Annotated in this window: 16 protein-coding genes; 8 read left to right on the top strand and 8 right to left on the bottom strand. The window is 66.6% G+C overall.

The features are described from left to right. Nucleotides 1-15: 15 nt before the first annotated feature. Nucleotides 16-636, top strand: a complete 621-nt coding sequence (locus ACZYZ5_RS05250; protein ID WP_463899748.1) for a flavin reductase family protein — start codon at nt 16-18, stop codon at nt 634-636. Between the two features lie 150 nt (nt 637-786). Here ACZYZ5_RS05250 and ACZYZ5_RS05245 read toward each other — a convergent pair whose 3' ends face one another. The 3 genes from ACZYZ5_RS05245 to ACZYZ5_RS05235 form a co-directional block, all read right to left on the bottom strand. After that, a complete protein-coding gene (locus tag ACZYZ5_RS05245) occupies nt 787-1,362 on the bottom strand; it encodes an HNH endonuclease (RefSeq protein ID WP_463899746.1) in 576 nt (191 codons plus the stop codon). Nucleotides 1,363-1,442: 80 nt separating this feature from the next. Continuing rightward, entirely contained in the window at nt 1,443-1,829 is a 387-nt protein-coding gene (locus tag ACZYZ5_RS05240; RefSeq protein WP_463899744.1) for a type II toxin-antitoxin system VapC family toxin, read from the bottom strand. 8 nt (nt 1,830-1,837) lie between these two features. Continuing rightward, entirely contained in the window at nt 1,838-2,101 is a 264-nt protein-coding gene (locus tag ACZYZ5_RS05235; RefSeq protein WP_463899742.1) for a type II toxin-antitoxin system Phd/YefM family antitoxin, read from the bottom strand. Nucleotides 2,102-2,186: 85 nt separating this feature from the next. On the opposite strand from ACZYZ5_RS05235, the gene ACZYZ5_RS05230 reads away from it, so the two are divergent. The 4 genes from ACZYZ5_RS05230 to ACZYZ5_RS05215 all read left to right on the top strand — a co-directional run bounded on the left by ACZYZ5_RS05230 (nt 2,187) and on the right by ACZYZ5_RS05215 (nt 6,725). After that, on the top strand, nt 2,187-3,401 hold the full coding sequence (locus ACZYZ5_RS05230; RefSeq protein ID WP_463899740.1) for an acyltransferase family protein: 1,215 nt from the start codon (nt 2,187-2,189) through the stop codon (nt 3,399-3,401). Nucleotides 3,402-3,525: 124 nt separating this feature from the next. Then, nucleotides 3,526-4,788 (top strand): S8 family serine peptidase, encoded by a 1,263-nt coding sequence (locus ACZYZ5_RS05225; RefSeq protein ID WP_463899738.1) that lies wholly within the window; start codon nt 3,526-3,528, stop codon nt 4,786-4,788. A 93-nt stretch (nt 4,789-4,881) separates the two neighbouring features. After that, the gene (locus ACZYZ5_RS05220; RefSeq protein ID WP_463899736.1) at nt 4,882-6,057 is read left to right on the top strand and encodes a DUF6226 family protein; all 1,176 of its coding nucleotides are present in this window, start codon (nt 4,882-4,884) and stop codon (nt 6,055-6,057) included. 170 nt (nt 6,058-6,227) lie between these two features. Continuing rightward, nucleotides 6,228-6,725, top strand: coding sequence for a hypothetical protein (locus ACZYZ5_RS05215; protein ID WP_463899734.1), 498 nt, complete (start codon nt 6,228-6,230; stop codon nt 6,723-6,725). Between the two features lie 146 nt (nt 6,726-6,871). On the opposite strand, the gene ACZYZ5_RS05210 is transcribed toward ACZYZ5_RS05215, so the two are convergent. After that, nucleotides 6,872-7,273, bottom strand: a complete 402-nt coding sequence (locus ACZYZ5_RS05210) for a VOC family protein (protein ID WP_463899732.1) — start codon at nt 7,271-7,273, stop codon at nt 6,872-6,874. A 10-nt stretch (nt 7,274-7,283) separates the two neighbouring features. Next, nucleotides 7,284-7,721 carry a helix-turn-helix transcriptional regulator gene (locus ACZYZ5_RS05205; protein WP_463899730.1) on the bottom strand — a complete coding sequence of 146 codons (438 nt, stop codon included), beginning with the start codon at nt 7,719-7,721 and terminating at the stop codon, nt 7,284-7,286. Nucleotides 7,722-7,980: 259 nt separating this feature from the next. Here ACZYZ5_RS05205 and ACZYZ5_RS05200 point away from each other — a divergent pair, with 259 nt between their 5' ends. Continuing rightward, nucleotides 7,981-8,184, top strand: a complete 204-nt coding sequence (locus ACZYZ5_RS05200; RefSeq protein WP_024365339.1) for a cold-shock protein — start codon at nt 7,981-7,983, stop codon at nt 8,182-8,184. Between the two features lie 181 nt (nt 8,185-8,365). Here the strand turns inward: ACZYZ5_RS05200 and ACZYZ5_RS05195 are convergent, their stop codons facing one another. Together ACZYZ5_RS05195 and ACZYZ5_RS05190 are read right to left on the bottom strand one after the other, a co-directional pair. Next, nucleotides 8,366-8,716 (bottom strand): DUF6176 family protein, encoded by a 351-nt coding sequence (locus ACZYZ5_RS05195; RefSeq protein ID WP_463899728.1) that lies wholly within the window; start codon nt 8,714-8,716, stop codon nt 8,366-8,368. 144 nt (nt 8,717-8,860) lie between these two features. Next, complete coding sequence (locus ACZYZ5_RS05190; RefSeq protein WP_463899726.1) at nt 8,861-10,669, bottom strand: AfsR/SARP family transcriptional regulator; 1,809 nt, start codon at nt 10,667-10,669, stop codon at nt 8,861-8,863. Between the two features lie 129 nt (nt 10,670-10,798). Between ACZYZ5_RS05190 and ACZYZ5_RS05185 the strand changes: the two genes are divergently transcribed. After that, nucleotides 10,799-10,993, top strand: coding sequence for a hypothetical protein (locus ACZYZ5_RS05185; protein WP_463899724.1), 195 nt, complete (start codon nt 10,799-10,801; stop codon nt 10,991-10,993). A gap of 268 nt (nt 10,994-11,261) precedes the next feature. Here ACZYZ5_RS05185 and ACZYZ5_RS05180 read toward each other — a convergent pair whose 3' ends face one another. Beyond that, complete coding sequence (locus tag ACZYZ5_RS05180; RefSeq protein ID WP_463899722.1) at nt 11,262-11,444, bottom strand: PspC domain-containing protein; 183 nt, start codon at nt 11,442-11,444, stop codon at nt 11,262-11,264. A 142-nt stretch (nt 11,445-11,586) separates the two neighbouring features. Between ACZYZ5_RS05180 and ACZYZ5_RS05175 the strand changes: the two genes are divergently transcribed. Beyond that, nucleotides 11,587-11,781, top strand: a complete 195-nt coding sequence (locus ACZYZ5_RS05175; RefSeq protein ID WP_463899720.1) for a hypothetical protein — start codon at nt 11,587-11,589, stop codon at nt 11,779-11,781. The last annotated feature ends 522 nt before the right edge of the window (nt 11,782-12,303 follow it).

Genomic DNA, 12,303 nt, shown 5'->3' with positions numbered 1-12,303 from the left:
CGTTAGTCTGGCAGTATGCGCACCGATTTCGATCCCGCAACCACGTCCACCAGTGATTTCTACCGGCTGCTCACCGCGGTGGTGGTGCCCCGGCCCATCGCCTGGGTATCGAGCGTCTCGCCGGAGGGCGTTGACAACCTGGCCCCGCACTCGTTCTTCACCGTGGCGTCCACGAATCCGCCTATTGTGCAGTTCACCTCGGTGGGGGAGAAGGATTCGCTCCGCAACATCACCGAGTCCAAAGAATTCGTGGTGAACCTCGCCCCGGCAGCGCTGCTGGAGGAGGTTAACGCTACCGGCACCAATTTTCCGCCCGATGTCAGTGAGTTCGACGCCGCCGGCCTCACCCGGGAGCCGAGCCTCACCGTCGCTGCGCCGCGGGTCAAGGAAGCGCTCGCGGTACTTGAATGCCGACTCCACTCGTTACTGCCGATGGGGGACTCGGTCCTGGTTTTCGGTGAAGTGACGCACGCGGCCGTGAGTGACACGGTTCTGGACGGCAACCACCCTCGGATCGATCTGTTGGAGCCGCTGTCCCGGCTGGGCCTGGACGAGTGGGGCACGCTGGGCACCATCCAAGACCTCAAGCGGATCCGGCTCAAGGACTGGCCGGGGTCTTTCCGCCCGAAGGCCTGAACCGGCGGAAGCCTGGCCGCGTGAAGTCGCTCAAGAACCCAGAAAGCCCGGCAAACGGCAGCGCCTTCTCTTCCACGCCGGTTCCCTCACACAACCGGCGTCGGATCTTCAGCTACTTCAGCAAGGAACCCCCGCGTCGACCCCCGCCGTTCAGGACAGCGGCTGCCGTGCGCCGACGCTGACGGGACCGGCCGGCGCAAGGTACGCCTGCCGCCGTCGTTCCATCCTTGCCTGCTGACCGGGCGAGGGAACCCCCGCGCCCTTGGTCCGGTTGCACCTGGCGCAGGCGGCGACAAAGTTTTGCAGGCTGGTGGATCCGCCCTTGGACCACGGGTAGAAATGGTCACCGTGCTCAGCGGGCCGTGGGCACCGCTGCCGGAGGCCGGACTCCATCTCGCACTGGCCGCCGGCGCGTGCCATGCCCTCCCGGCGCTGCTGGCGGTTGAAACGCCGGACCGGGTCCCTGCGTTTTATGTCTCTGGCGCGGATGACGGCCGCAACGATCGTCAGGATCACCACGAAAAGCCCGGGGACGGCGACCGCAGCCACAACGCCGTCGACCATGCCGCGCAGGACGTCGGCGGCGGTGGCTGCGCTGCGGCTGCCCGCCGGGTCCGCCTTCGGCATGAGTGCCAGGAAGACGGAGGCGCTCAACCACAAAATCACAGCCGAATAGGCCGCATGCAGAGCCTGGCGGCTCCAGTAGATGCGTTTCAGTTCCACCATTCAGTCGTCCCCCATCGATATTCAGTTCGGTCGAAACCCTGCTGCGCTGCAGCTAGGGAGATCGTACCGTCGGGTAAACGTTATTCCGGGCTCCCCGGGGACAGGACGTTGAGACCGGCGTCCACCGCGGCGGCGAGCAGCTCGGCGTCGTAGGCCACCAGGACGTCGGACTGCAGCCGGATGGCCGCCGCGAGATGGATGGCATCCGCGCTCCGCAAACCGCCGGGCAGGGCGGCGGCATACATCAGGTCAGAACGCACCAGATCCACCAGGTTGATCCCGCCAAGCACGGCGTTGACCAGCCCGCCGGGCAGACCGCGCCGGTGCGCTGCGCAATGCACTTCCGTGTGGAGCAGCATGGACGCCACTAGCTTGTCACCGCGGACCGCCGCAGTTGAGAGGTAGCCGGCGGCGGCGGATGATTCCTTCTCCTCCACCACCAGTTTGAGGACGGCTGACGTGTCCACGTAGATGATCAACGGTCCCCGCGAAGGTCGGCCAGGATTTCGGCCGTGCCGGCCGCCTGGCGGACGCGCGGCAGTGCCTGAAAGTCAACGACGCCGGCGGCCGGCCGCACCTGTCCTGCCAGGCGCAACCGCTCAAAGGGGGAGGAGGACGGAGGGATCAGCGTGGCAGCTACCTCGCCGTTGTTCGTGACATCGATGGTTTCGCCGTTCTTCACGCGCTCAAGAATCTTGCTGCTCTGGTTGCGCAGTTCGCGGTGCGGAATGGTTGCCATGGCTGCCTCCGTAGCAAGTGTAGCAACGGCGGAATCCGCCGGGAAGGGCAGGAGCGCAAGGTAACAAACTGGTAACATTGGGCTGATGCCGTCTAATTCTGGTCAAACAAGAGTCACGCAGCTGGATGGCCTCAGGGGGCTCGCCGCCCTGGTGGTTGTCGCCTGCCACGTCGTGTCGACGATCCCGGGAATCGGGAGTGCAGTCAGTGGCAACCGGTCCGCGGGGCTCAGCACCGCGCAGGAGTGGGCCGTCTTCTCGCCCCTGCACGTCCTCTGGAACGGCACCCCGGCTGTCCACGTCTTTTTTGTGCTCTCCGGCTTCGTCCTGGTCCTGCCGTTCACCCGGCCGGGCGCGGCCAGGAGCTGGGCGCAGTACTACGCCAAGCGTTTCTTCCGCCTCTACCTGCCGGCCTGGGCGTCCCTGGCGGTGGCTGTGGCGTTGATGACCGCGATTCCCCGGTCGGCGTCGCCGCTGCAGAGCCCCTGGGCGGACATCTACGTGACCGACCCCAGCGTGGGCCAGGTCCTCAAGGACGGCCTGCTCCTGCTGAACGCCAGCACCATCAACACCCCGCTGTGGTCGCTGAAGTGGGAAGTCCTGTTCTCCCTCCTGCTCCCGGCCTACGTGGTCATCGCCCTGTGCTGGCGGCGCTTCTGGCACGTGAAAATCGGCGTTGCGCTTCTGCTGGCCGTAGTGGGGGCCCTGCAGAACCTGGACGGGCTGTCCTATCTCCCGATCTTCGCCATCGGGGCCGTCCTGGGCGTTGAACGCGAACGGATCCGCGAACTGACCCGGTCCTGGCCCGGCTTCGTCTGGTTCCTCGTGGCCGCTGCAGGCATTTTCCTGGCCAACGCGGAATGGATCAGCCCCGCGCAGCCGATCCCCGCCGTCGAGGCCGTTGTCACCGTGGGAGCGACCCTGATCGTCCTGCTGTTCGTGTCCTGCCGCTCGGCCAAGAGGCTCGGCGACACGGCCGCTGCGCAATGGCTGGGACGCGTGTCCTTCAGCCTCTACTTGGTGCACCTTCCGATCATCCTGGCCGGCGTCACTCTGCTCCGATCCATCTCGCTTCCCCTGGCGCTCGCCGTCTCCGTGGCCGCTTCGTTCGTGATCGCCGAGCTGTTCTACCGCTACGTGGAACAGCCGTCGCACCGGCTGTCGATGGCCGTGGGGCGCGCGGTGGGGCGCCGGATCCGCCGCGACGCCCCGAACATTTCCGACACCCAGGCCGCCCCGGACAGGCTGGACAGCCCGCCCGTCCGCGTTCTGGCTGAGGCGGGGTCGGGGCGCCGCGGGTAGAGAGCCACGCGGGCACCTGAACTGGAGTAGAGGGGGAATCAGGGCGTCACCCCCGGGGGAAGCCTGCACGTAATGTGCCGGCAGGCCCTATCTAGCCGGTGCAGATTGAAGCAGGATACTCCCCATGAAAAGAACCGTTATAGCTAGCTTCGCGGCGTTCGTCATAGGCTGCGGCTCAATCACGTTGGCAGCCCCCAGCAACGCGGCGACTACGACCAGCGCGGCGACGCAGACATCACCCGGCGCGGGGCACATCATGGTCAAATTCCGCGACAATGGCTCGGCAGCCGGCGTACTGGGCCAGCACGGCCTAACGGAGGGCTCCGGAATCGGCAGCAGTGGCGCCCAGCTCGTCAAGGTACCGGCCGGCAAGGAAGCCCAGCTGCTAGAGAGCTTGAGCCGGAACGCCGCAGTTGAGTACGCCGAGCCGGACGAGCCCGTTACCGCCGCATCGGCTGACGAGTATTTCCCCCGCCAGTACGCTCTGCACAACATTGGCCAGCAATTCACCAACACTGCCGGCACCCTGGCTGTATCCGGGGGCACAGCGGACGCCGATGTCGACGCCGTCGAGGCGTGGGGCGTCACGACAGGTAGCGGCATCAAAGTCGCCGTTCTCGATTCAGGTGTCGCCAGCGACAACGCCGACATCACCCCCAAGGTTGTGGCCCGCGCCAACTTCACCAACGGGAAAACCGGTGAAGACAACTACGGGCACGGCACGCACGTGGCCGGCATCGTCGCCGCCACCGCTAACAACACGGTTGGCGTTGCCGGCGTGTGTCCCGGATGCACCATCCTGGACGGCAAGGTCCTCAATGACAGCGGAGTCGGCTCCAGCTCGAGCCTTGCGAACGGCATCAATTGGGCCGTGAATAACGGGGCGAAAGTTATCAACATGAGCCTCGGCGTGCGGGCATCCCGCACCCTCGAAACTGCCGTCAACAACGCCTGGAATAAGGGCGTGGTTCTCGTTGCCGCAGCAGGCAACGGCAGCAACCAGACCAAGATCTACCCGGGGGCCTACCCCAACGTCATTGCCGTCGCCGCCACCGACAACACCGACGCCAAAGCATCGTTCTCAACCTACGGAGCCAGCTGGGTGGACGTCGCAGCACCCGGAGTCAATATCTACTCAACATTCCCGAACCACACGTTTGTCCTCGGGACGCAGAACAATCGCTCCTTCGGTTACGACGTCGGCAACGGGACCTCCATGTCCTCACCCATCGTCGCGGCCACTGCCGCGCTCGCCTGGAGCTCTCATGCAGGCGCCACGAACACGTCAGTCCGCGCAAACATCGAATCAACTGCCGACAAAGTTATGCCCGGCACAGGCACCTACTGGGCGCATGGCCGCGTGAACGCCAACAACGCGGTTAGGTAGTTGCCGCCCATCGCCTTTCCGCGACCTTGAGCTTCTTGACCTGCATCACAAGGAATCCGCGGCGCGCGCTGCCGCGCGGTTTAGGATCGCGGTATGGGGACAGCAGAGGACATGTTTGAAGGGCCGCCCGCCGGATTGCCGGAGCCGATGCCGCGCGGCACCGCGCTGTACCGGGAAGGTCCCGGCCCCGCCGTTATCCGGCACCTGGGCGGCTATGCGCCGTTCCTTGACTTCTGCACGGCCCAGGGAGTGTCGGCCGAAGAACTCGCCGCGGACCCTGAACGGCTCATCTGGTTCCTGCGCACGGTCGGCGCCGAGCTCGCGGCCAGCAGTACGCTCCGTGCCGCGGTGGCCGTTTTTATCGGAAACTCCATCGCCGGGCTGCGGCCGGACGCGGAGTGGACCGCCTACGAAGGGGCCCCTCCCACGGTGGGAAACCGGGACAAGGGGTTCGAAGTGGACCGCCTCCTCGAGGCACTGCGCAGCGCCGACGACGATGCGGTCCGCGGCCTGGTGTCCGTGCTGTCGGACTGGGTGCAGGAAGAGCCGCCCGGGCCTCCGGCACGGGCGCCCCTTCCGGTGCCACCGGCGGCAGGACAGCCCCGCTATGTACGGCCGGACCTGCCGGCGGCAACCTACTACTCCCGCCACGGGGAGCCCATTCCCTACGGTCGGCAATGGGGCGAGGGAGGACCCGACCCGGAATCCTACAGCGTGGATAGCCACCCCGAGCGGTTCGCCGGGATTCACGTCGTCGCCCGTGCCCTGATCGACCATCTCACGGCCGTGTACGACGTCGAGGTCCAGGACGATCCAGCCCATGCCGCGGTGCTGCTGAGGGAGCGTGAGGACGTGCTGCAGGCGGTCAAAGTCACGCCGCGAGCTTCCGGAGCAGCGCCACTGACGTTTGTGCTGACCGGGTATCCGGGGGTGGTGGTGCACGCCGGGGTGCTGCATGACTTCCCGTTTCCGGTCTGCGGCTGCGATGCGTGCGACGAAACGGTGGAGACAACGGCGGACCGGCTGGAGCGGCTGGTGCTCTCGGTCGCGGCCGGCGGGTACAGCGAACGCTACCCGGTGGGCCGCAAGCGGTGGAGCGAATACGCCCTGGCCGCGTTTGACGGTTCCGGTTCGGAAAGCGGTCAAGGCGAACCCGCCCCCACCAGCCCCGGGCGCCTTCACGACGCGGAGCTTCGGCTGCGGGACGTGGCCGGCGGGTGGAGCCCCTGGCCGCTGCGCGAGCCCGATGCTCCGGCAACGGTGGCCTGATACTCGCTACACCTACGGGAATTAGGCGTCGCTGACACATGCCGACTTCAGCAGCCTGCGCCAGTATGTGCCACGGCATGCCGGGGCGGCTGGGATAGGCTCGCCTGCGACCGGACAAGCATTGACTCCAACTGAAGGCGCAGGGAATTTCCGTGGATCTACTGGGCGGCATGAGCCGCGACGAACTCCGCATCTATTCTTGGGTTGCGGCCGCCGTCTTCGCGCTTGTGGCCGGCGTCTGGCGTCCGCGCAGGCTGCATTGGACTGCGCTGGGTTCCGTCCTGCTCTTCGCGGCCCTCAACGCCGGTGCCGGGATCTATGTCCTGAACCATTTCGGTGATTCGCGCTGGTCAGCCGGAGGAGAACCGCCGCTGAGCGCTCCGTCGTTTTCCGGAACGCCTTTAGTCGGGCAGTTTTTGGGCGCCCTGGACTCCGCTCTGAACGGAGTGGTCGGCGGGGTGAACGAGTTCCTGGCATTCAAGCAGGCACTTCCCATCGCGCTGGACTTCCTTGCCGTGCCCGGCTGGGCCCTGCTGGCGGCGTTCCCGCTTGCCATTCTCGCCGCCGGCCGCAGTTACGCCGTGGCCAGGCGCCGGACGGCGGACTTCGACAAATACCGTGCCACCGTTGACCTGCTCAAAGAAGAGCTTGAGCAGGTCAAGCGGTAGATCTCGTCAGGGAATTTCGTCGACACAGCACCTGCAGAGGGCGGGGTCACTGAGGTTCGGCCCGGACTGACGCGCAGGGGATAAGTCAGGCCGGTGCCGGGGCCGTCCCAAGCTCCCCTCCGGCGTCGTCCGCGGCCGCGTTCCCGTCAGGCCTGGTTGAAGCGGACCATGTTCCCGGACGGGTCGCGGAACGCGCAGTCGCGCGGGCCCCAGGGCTGGACGATGGGTTCCTGGAGGACCTCCGCGCCGGAGGCCCGGACCGTCTCGAACGTGGCGTCGAGATCGTCGGTGCGGAACACGAGGATGGGGAGGGCGCCCTTGACGAGCAGTTGCTGGAGGGCGTCGCCGTCGTCCTGGGAGCGGCCGGCGTGCGGGACGGACAACACCAGCTCCAGGTCGGGCTGGGCCGCGCTGCCGAGGGTGACCCAACGCTGCCCGCCGGAGCCGACGTCGTTGCGGACCTCCAGGCCGAGCACGTCCCGGTAGAAGGCGAGCGACTCGTCGAGGTCGTTGACGGTGATTTGTGCGTATTGCAGTGAAATGTTCATGTCACTCACGCTATTGCAGCGGCTGCGGCGGCGCTTCTTCAATCCTGCTCGGTTTGCGGGGCGGCCGGGTGCGCAGCCGGGCGATGCACGGCGGCATGGCCTGCACCGCGGAGTGCTCCCGGGCCCGGTACGCGCTGGGCGTCATGCCGACGATCTCGGTGAACCGCGAGCTGAACGATCCCAGCGAGGTACAGCCGACCTCCATGCAGGCATCCGTCACGCTGGCACCGGCCCGCAGCAGCGCCATGGCGCGTTCGATCCGCCGGGTCATCAGGTAGTTGTAGGGCGTCTCGCCGTAGGCCGCCTTGAACTGGCGGGAGAAGTGCGCCGGGGACATCAGGGCACCGGCGGCCATCGCGGGCACATCGAGGGGCCTTGCATAGTTGCGGTCGATCAGGTCCCGGGCCCGGCGCAGGTGCGCCAGGTTGGCCAATTCCTGCGGTGTCATGCCGCCATTCTAGGTCCGCTGAGATCCCGGCGGAGGGACCCAAAAAAGGGCGCCGGAGGCACCGTGCCCGCTCCGGTGGTAAAACGCCGCGGATTTCTCCTGTAGTGTTGATCCTGTTGTTGTGTTTATGCAGTTCGTAGTTCAGGCAGTACGCAAGGTTGCAAGACCTTGTTCTTCTGAAGCAGCGGTTTTGAGCACCCCACACAGGAGGACCCGAAAGTCGGGACTTTTCCTCCACCTTCACGAAGGACAAAAAATAATGGCTACTGGTACCGTCAAATGGTTTAACGCTGAAAAGGGCTTCGGCTTCATTTCCCCCGATGACTCCTCACAGGACGTCTTCGCACACTACTCCGCGATCGCCTCTTCCGGCTTCCGCTCACTCGAAGAGAACCAGAAGGTCTCCTTCGAAACCGAGCAGGGCCCCAAGGGTCCCCAGGCCGTAAACATCCAGGCTCTCTAAGACTTAGCTTTCAGCTAACTCTTCTGAGTCCGGAACCTTACAGGTTTCGAGCAGGGTCCGTCTTTGACGGGCCCTGCTTTTGTTTAACTTAGCTGTGCTGTGTCCCAAGTAGCTCGCAGCTGTGGACGTTCTGAGCCTTCAGAACGGCCCCTGCTGCCAGTCAGTTGGGGCGGGCCAGCGCTCAGCCGGCGGCGCGGTAGTCGAAGAACAGCGTGGCCGGGATGGGCCCCATCAGCATCTCCGTGCTCATCCCGTGCACACTCGCCAGATGCTCTTTGAACCAGACATCGTAGGGATGCTCCGACGCGGCAAGCGCCTGGTAGGCCTTGGCCAGATCCTCGGCCTCGTGAAAGATGCACGTGAAGTCCCCCTGCGGGGTCTGCATCAGGCTGGCGACTTCCCGCACCAGGCCCATGCGGGCCCGCGAGGCTTCGTGTTCTTCCCGCCGTGCTCCCGTTATTTCCTCGACGTTCGCCTTCCACTCCCCGAGTTTCCCGGGCAGAATCGGCGCGAACCACGTAATGCATTCCATGACAGATGTCCTTCCACGCAATAGTGAGCAAGGTGGCAATCCCATCGGTACAGCTGCATGGTAGTCCCGCGGACGACGGCGGGACAGGGCTACCGGAATCGGCTGCAGACCCGCCCGGCTGCGGACCGCTCACCCGCGGAAGGCTCAGAGGGAGACGCTGTGCCGCCGGGCCAGGAACGCCGTCAGCGCGGGGTTGTCGATCTCCTTCGCCAGCCAGGGCACGGCCTGGGCTGCGGCCTCGTCGCCGAGCGCCGCCCGGTGCGACTGCGCCCGGACCACGAACTCCCGCATGCCGCTCTTACTGGCCAGCGCGGCCAGCCGCTCCACGAACTGTGACGCCCGTGGCGAGCCCGTGGCGATGGTGACTTCCGCCGCGACATCCAGCAGCCGGGCCGTGTACCAGAGATACCAGGGCCTGGGCTCCAGGCCCCGGTCGATCCAGTGCTCGGCGGCGGCGAGGTCGCCGTGCGCCAGGAACAGCCGGGCCTCGGCGCCGGCGGCCAAAGCCAGGTAGCAGTGGTCGCCGGCCAGCTCGGCCATCACCCAGGACCGGTCGATCAGGTCCGCCGCGGCGTCCAGCCGACCGGCGGCAAGGTAGGTTTCGCCCCGCACTCCGGCGACGAACGGCTCGAACGCCGTCCAGTGCTCCGCCGCCACCCCGTCGAGCGCCCGGTCCAGAGCGGCGGCCGCGAGCTCCAGGTCCCCGCGCAGCAGATGCACGCGCCCCAGCAACGCCTCGCTGAACGCCTGCTGACGGCGGTTCCGCACCGTCCGGGCCAGTCTCCGGGATTCCGCGAAGGCGGCCACCGCGTCCCCGTAGTGCGCGGTGTCCGAGGCCAGCATGCCCTGGATCGCAAGGATCCGTGCCTGCTCCTCGGGGATGCCCCGCGCCGCCTGCATGGCCCGCGCCAGCCAGCCGGCCGCGCGGTCCGGGACACCGCGCTGCACGGACAGGTAGCCCAGCTCGCGGAAGGCCGCGGCGGCAGTGCGGGAGACGCCGTCGGGCGCTTCCGCCGACAGCGCACGGTGCAGGAAATCGGCGACCTCGGCGCCGCGGCCGCCGGCCTGGTGGATCAGCGCCCCGGCTAGCGTCACCAGCGACTCGGCCACCAAGTGGCGGTCGGCGGTGCGCTGGGCGAGGACGACGGCGAGCCGCAGCTGGTCGAGGCCCCGGTCCACGGCGCCCGCCGACAGGGAGGTGCTGCCGGCGTCGAGATAGGACCGGACGGTGGACGCGGTGGCGTGGAGCTCGGGGTCGGCGGCGGGCGCAACGTCGGACAGGGCATGCCGGACCTCCGCCGGCAGCGGCAGGCCCAGCTCCCGGTGGTACAGCTCCGCGCATTTGGTGACCTCCTCCCGGGCCCGCCGGTGCTCGCCCAGGGCAACGAGCGCTTTGACCAGCACGGCGGTGCAGTCCGCCTGGAAGGGATCCCGGCGCAGCGCAAGCGAGGCCAGCTCGACGGCCTCCGCGGGGGTGCCCGAGGCGAGGGCGGCCAGCGACGCCTCATACAGCAGCGACTGGATGCAGTTCTCCAGCCGGTACCGCTGCTCCGCCAGCCAGGAGTCAAAGACCGGGCTGTCCGCGAAGGAGAGTCCCTCCAGCAGTTGGCCGTCGAACCGCCGCGGGTCCATCCCGTTGCCGGTGGCCGAGCCGACCAGCTCCACGGCATCGCAGCGCCAGGACTGCAGGAGGGTCAGCCGAAGCGGGTCGCCGGCGATGGAGACGCCGTCCAGGGTCCGGCGCAGCTCGGAAAGGTTCCAGCGCAGGGCGCCCAGCGGATCAGCGGCGTCCGGGAACAGCAGGGTGGCGGTCCGGGAGCGGCTGACGCCGTCCGGCTGCAGGGCGAGGTAGGCCAGCACAGCCCAGGCTTTGCGGCCCTTGGGCTGTGGGGGAGTGGTGCCTGGGGACTCGATCTTTGGCGGACCGAGCAGGCGGATCCAGGTCTCGGCCATAGGAGTAATTTTACGCCGCGGTGCCCTCCCGAGTCCCGGGAAATTCAGTCCCGGGGATTCACACGGTTGCTCACACGGCGGCTGCAGACACTGGAGTCATCCAATCCGCCCCACCCCGAGGAATCAAAAATGGAACTGCTCGTAGTCCTGCTGTTCGGACTCGTGATTATTGCTGGCACCGCCACGGTCCGCACCGTGCTCAAGGACGGCCACGGACACACCCCCAAGGTGCGGTCCACGGAGTCATGGAGCGCCGGGAGCCTGCCCAGCGAACCCTTCACGTCGGCCCTGGCCTGGTACCTGCCGGGCTCGCGGGCCCAGTAGGCGGTGACCCAGCCAATTTTCAGGCAGTCCACATCGCCGGTGCGGCGAACATTTGCGGGGCGGTGGGCCGGCGGCTCACCGCCCCGCAGTGTGCTGGACGTCTTGTCCGAGGGCCTCGATGAGTGCGCTGTACGCCGGCTGCGCGGGAAGAACAGCGCCAGGAAGAAGTACCGCCCGAATCGGTCCCATGAAAAAACGATACGCGCGGCCCGGAGGGATTCAAGGGGAGTTTCCTGCGCCGGCACTCAGCCGCCATGGAGCCGGGCAGCTACCGGGCTTTGGGGATGAGGATCCACAACGCGATGTAGACGAGTTCACCGACGCCGAAAAAGCCGAAGAACACGAATCCGAGGCGGACCAGCGTCACGGAGATGCCGAAGCGGCCAGCGATGGCTGCGCAGACGCCCGCGAGGATCTTGCGGTTCCTTGGCCTCATCAGAGATCGTTCCATCCAGCCAAAGTAGCAGTGTGGCCTGCCATGAGAATAGCCCCGAAACGGCAGATCCGGCTTCTGCTTGCTCACACGATTGCTCACACGGCGGCTGACGACACTGGGTTCACCAACCCGCCCACCACCTTGAGGTGAATCACCAATGGAAGTCCTGATCGCCCTGCTTGCCGGAACGATGCTCGTCGCCATTCCGGGAACGCTCCGCTCCGTCCTGAAGGACGGCCGCGGCCACGCCCCCAAGGTGCGGTCCACCGAGCCCTGGAAAGCAGGCAATTTGCCCAGCGAACCGTACTCGACGTCCAACGCCTGGTATCTGCCGGGGGCGTGGATGCGGTAACCGCTCCGTCTTCAGGATCGTCACGCGCACCATGGATGAGCTGGCCTGGTGCGCTTGACGGTGCCCTCGTCGCCACCGGGGTTCGTCGCCGGGTCCCAGCTGAAGCGGGCGTGTGACCCACTCCATAGGTAAGACATTCCATGCTCTGGGTGCGATGCGTGGCGCCGGGCTGCCGGAATTTGGTGTGGTGGCGGGGTTTTTGGGGGTGTGGGGGGTGGGTTGGGGGTGGATTTGTGTGTGGTCGGTGGGGTGTGTAAAGTAGTTCGAGTCGCCGCCGCTGATGCGGAGAGATTGCGACCGACCCCCTGACAAACATCCTGAAAATGGTTCGTGTTTTTGTGCGTGCTGTTTGTGGGCGGGGGCCCGGGTTGGTGGGGTTTTGGATCGCGGAGACGCTGATTTGCAAAGTTCCGGTTGACCGGGTAAGTTTGGGAAGTTGCTCCGGAGCGATCCATGGCCTTGTGGTTGTGGTGGTGCCGGGTGTGTCTGTTGTTTGAGAACTCAATAGTGTGCCAAGTTTGT

Source organism: Pseudarthrobacter ribosi (genome assembly GCF_055412865.1).
Note: the sequence above shows the minus strand (reverse complement) of the source record. Positions and strands in the feature narration are given on the sequence as shown.

Excerpts from the sequence above, each read along its gene's own strand:
- ACZYZ5_RS05180 (WP_463899722.1), bottom strand. The coding sequence starts at position 11,444 with ATGGAACGATCTCTGATGAGGCCAAGGAACCGCAAGATCCTCGCGGGC.
- ACZYZ5_RS05200 (WP_024365339.1), top strand. The coding sequence starts at position 7,981 with ATGGCTACTGGTACCGTCAAATGGTTTAACGCTGAAAAGGGCTTCGGC.
- ACZYZ5_RS05235 (WP_463899742.1), bottom strand. The coding sequence starts at position 2,101 with ATGGCAACCATTCCGCACCGCGAACTGCGCAACCAGAGCAGCAAGATT.
- ACZYZ5_RS05185 (WP_463899724.1), top strand. The coding sequence starts at position 10,799 with ATGGAACTGCTCGTAGTCCTGCTGTTCGGACTCGTGATTATTGCTGGC.
- ACZYZ5_RS05195 (WP_463899728.1), bottom strand. The coding sequence starts at position 8,716 with ATGGAATGCATTACGTGGTTCGCGCCGATTCTGCCCGGGAAACTCGGG.
- ACZYZ5_RS05190 (WP_463899726.1), bottom strand. The coding sequence starts at position 10,669 with ATGGCCGAGACCTGGATCCGCCTGCTCGGTCCGCCAAAGATCGAGTCC.
- ACZYZ5_RS05245 (WP_463899746.1), bottom strand. The coding sequence starts at position 1,362 with ATGGTGGAACTGAAACGCATCTACTGGAGCCGCCAGGCTCTGCATGCG.
- ACZYZ5_RS05175 (WP_463899720.1), top strand. The coding sequence starts at position 11,587 with ATGGAAGTCCTGATCGCCCTGCTTGCCGGAACGATGCTCGTCGCCATT.
- ACZYZ5_RS05215 (WP_463899734.1), top strand. The coding sequence starts at position 6,228 with ATGAGCCGCGACGAACTCCGCATCTATTCTTGGGTTGCGGCCGCCGTC.
- ACZYZ5_RS05230 (WP_463899740.1), top strand. The coding sequence starts at position 2,187 with ATGCCGTCTAATTCTGGTCAAACAAGAGTCACGCAGCTGGATGGCCTC.
- ACZYZ5_RS05205 (WP_463899730.1), bottom strand. The coding sequence starts at position 7,721 with ATGACACCGCAGGAATTGGCCAACCTGGCGCACCTGCGCCGGGCCCGG.
- ACZYZ5_RS05225 (WP_463899738.1), top strand. The coding sequence starts at position 3,526 with ATGAAAAGAACCGTTATAGCTAGCTTCGCGGCGTTCGTCATAGGCTGC.
- ACZYZ5_RS05250 (WP_463899748.1), top strand. The coding sequence starts at position 16 with ATGCGCACCGATTTCGATCCCGCAACCACGTCCACCAGTGATTTCTAC.
- ACZYZ5_RS05220 (WP_463899736.1), top strand. The coding sequence starts at position 4,882 with ATGGGGACAGCAGAGGACATGTTTGAAGGGCCGCCCGCCGGATTGCCG.
- ACZYZ5_RS05210 (WP_463899732.1), bottom strand. The coding sequence starts at position 7,273 with ATGAACATTTCACTGCAATACGCACAAATCACCGTCAACGACCTCGAC.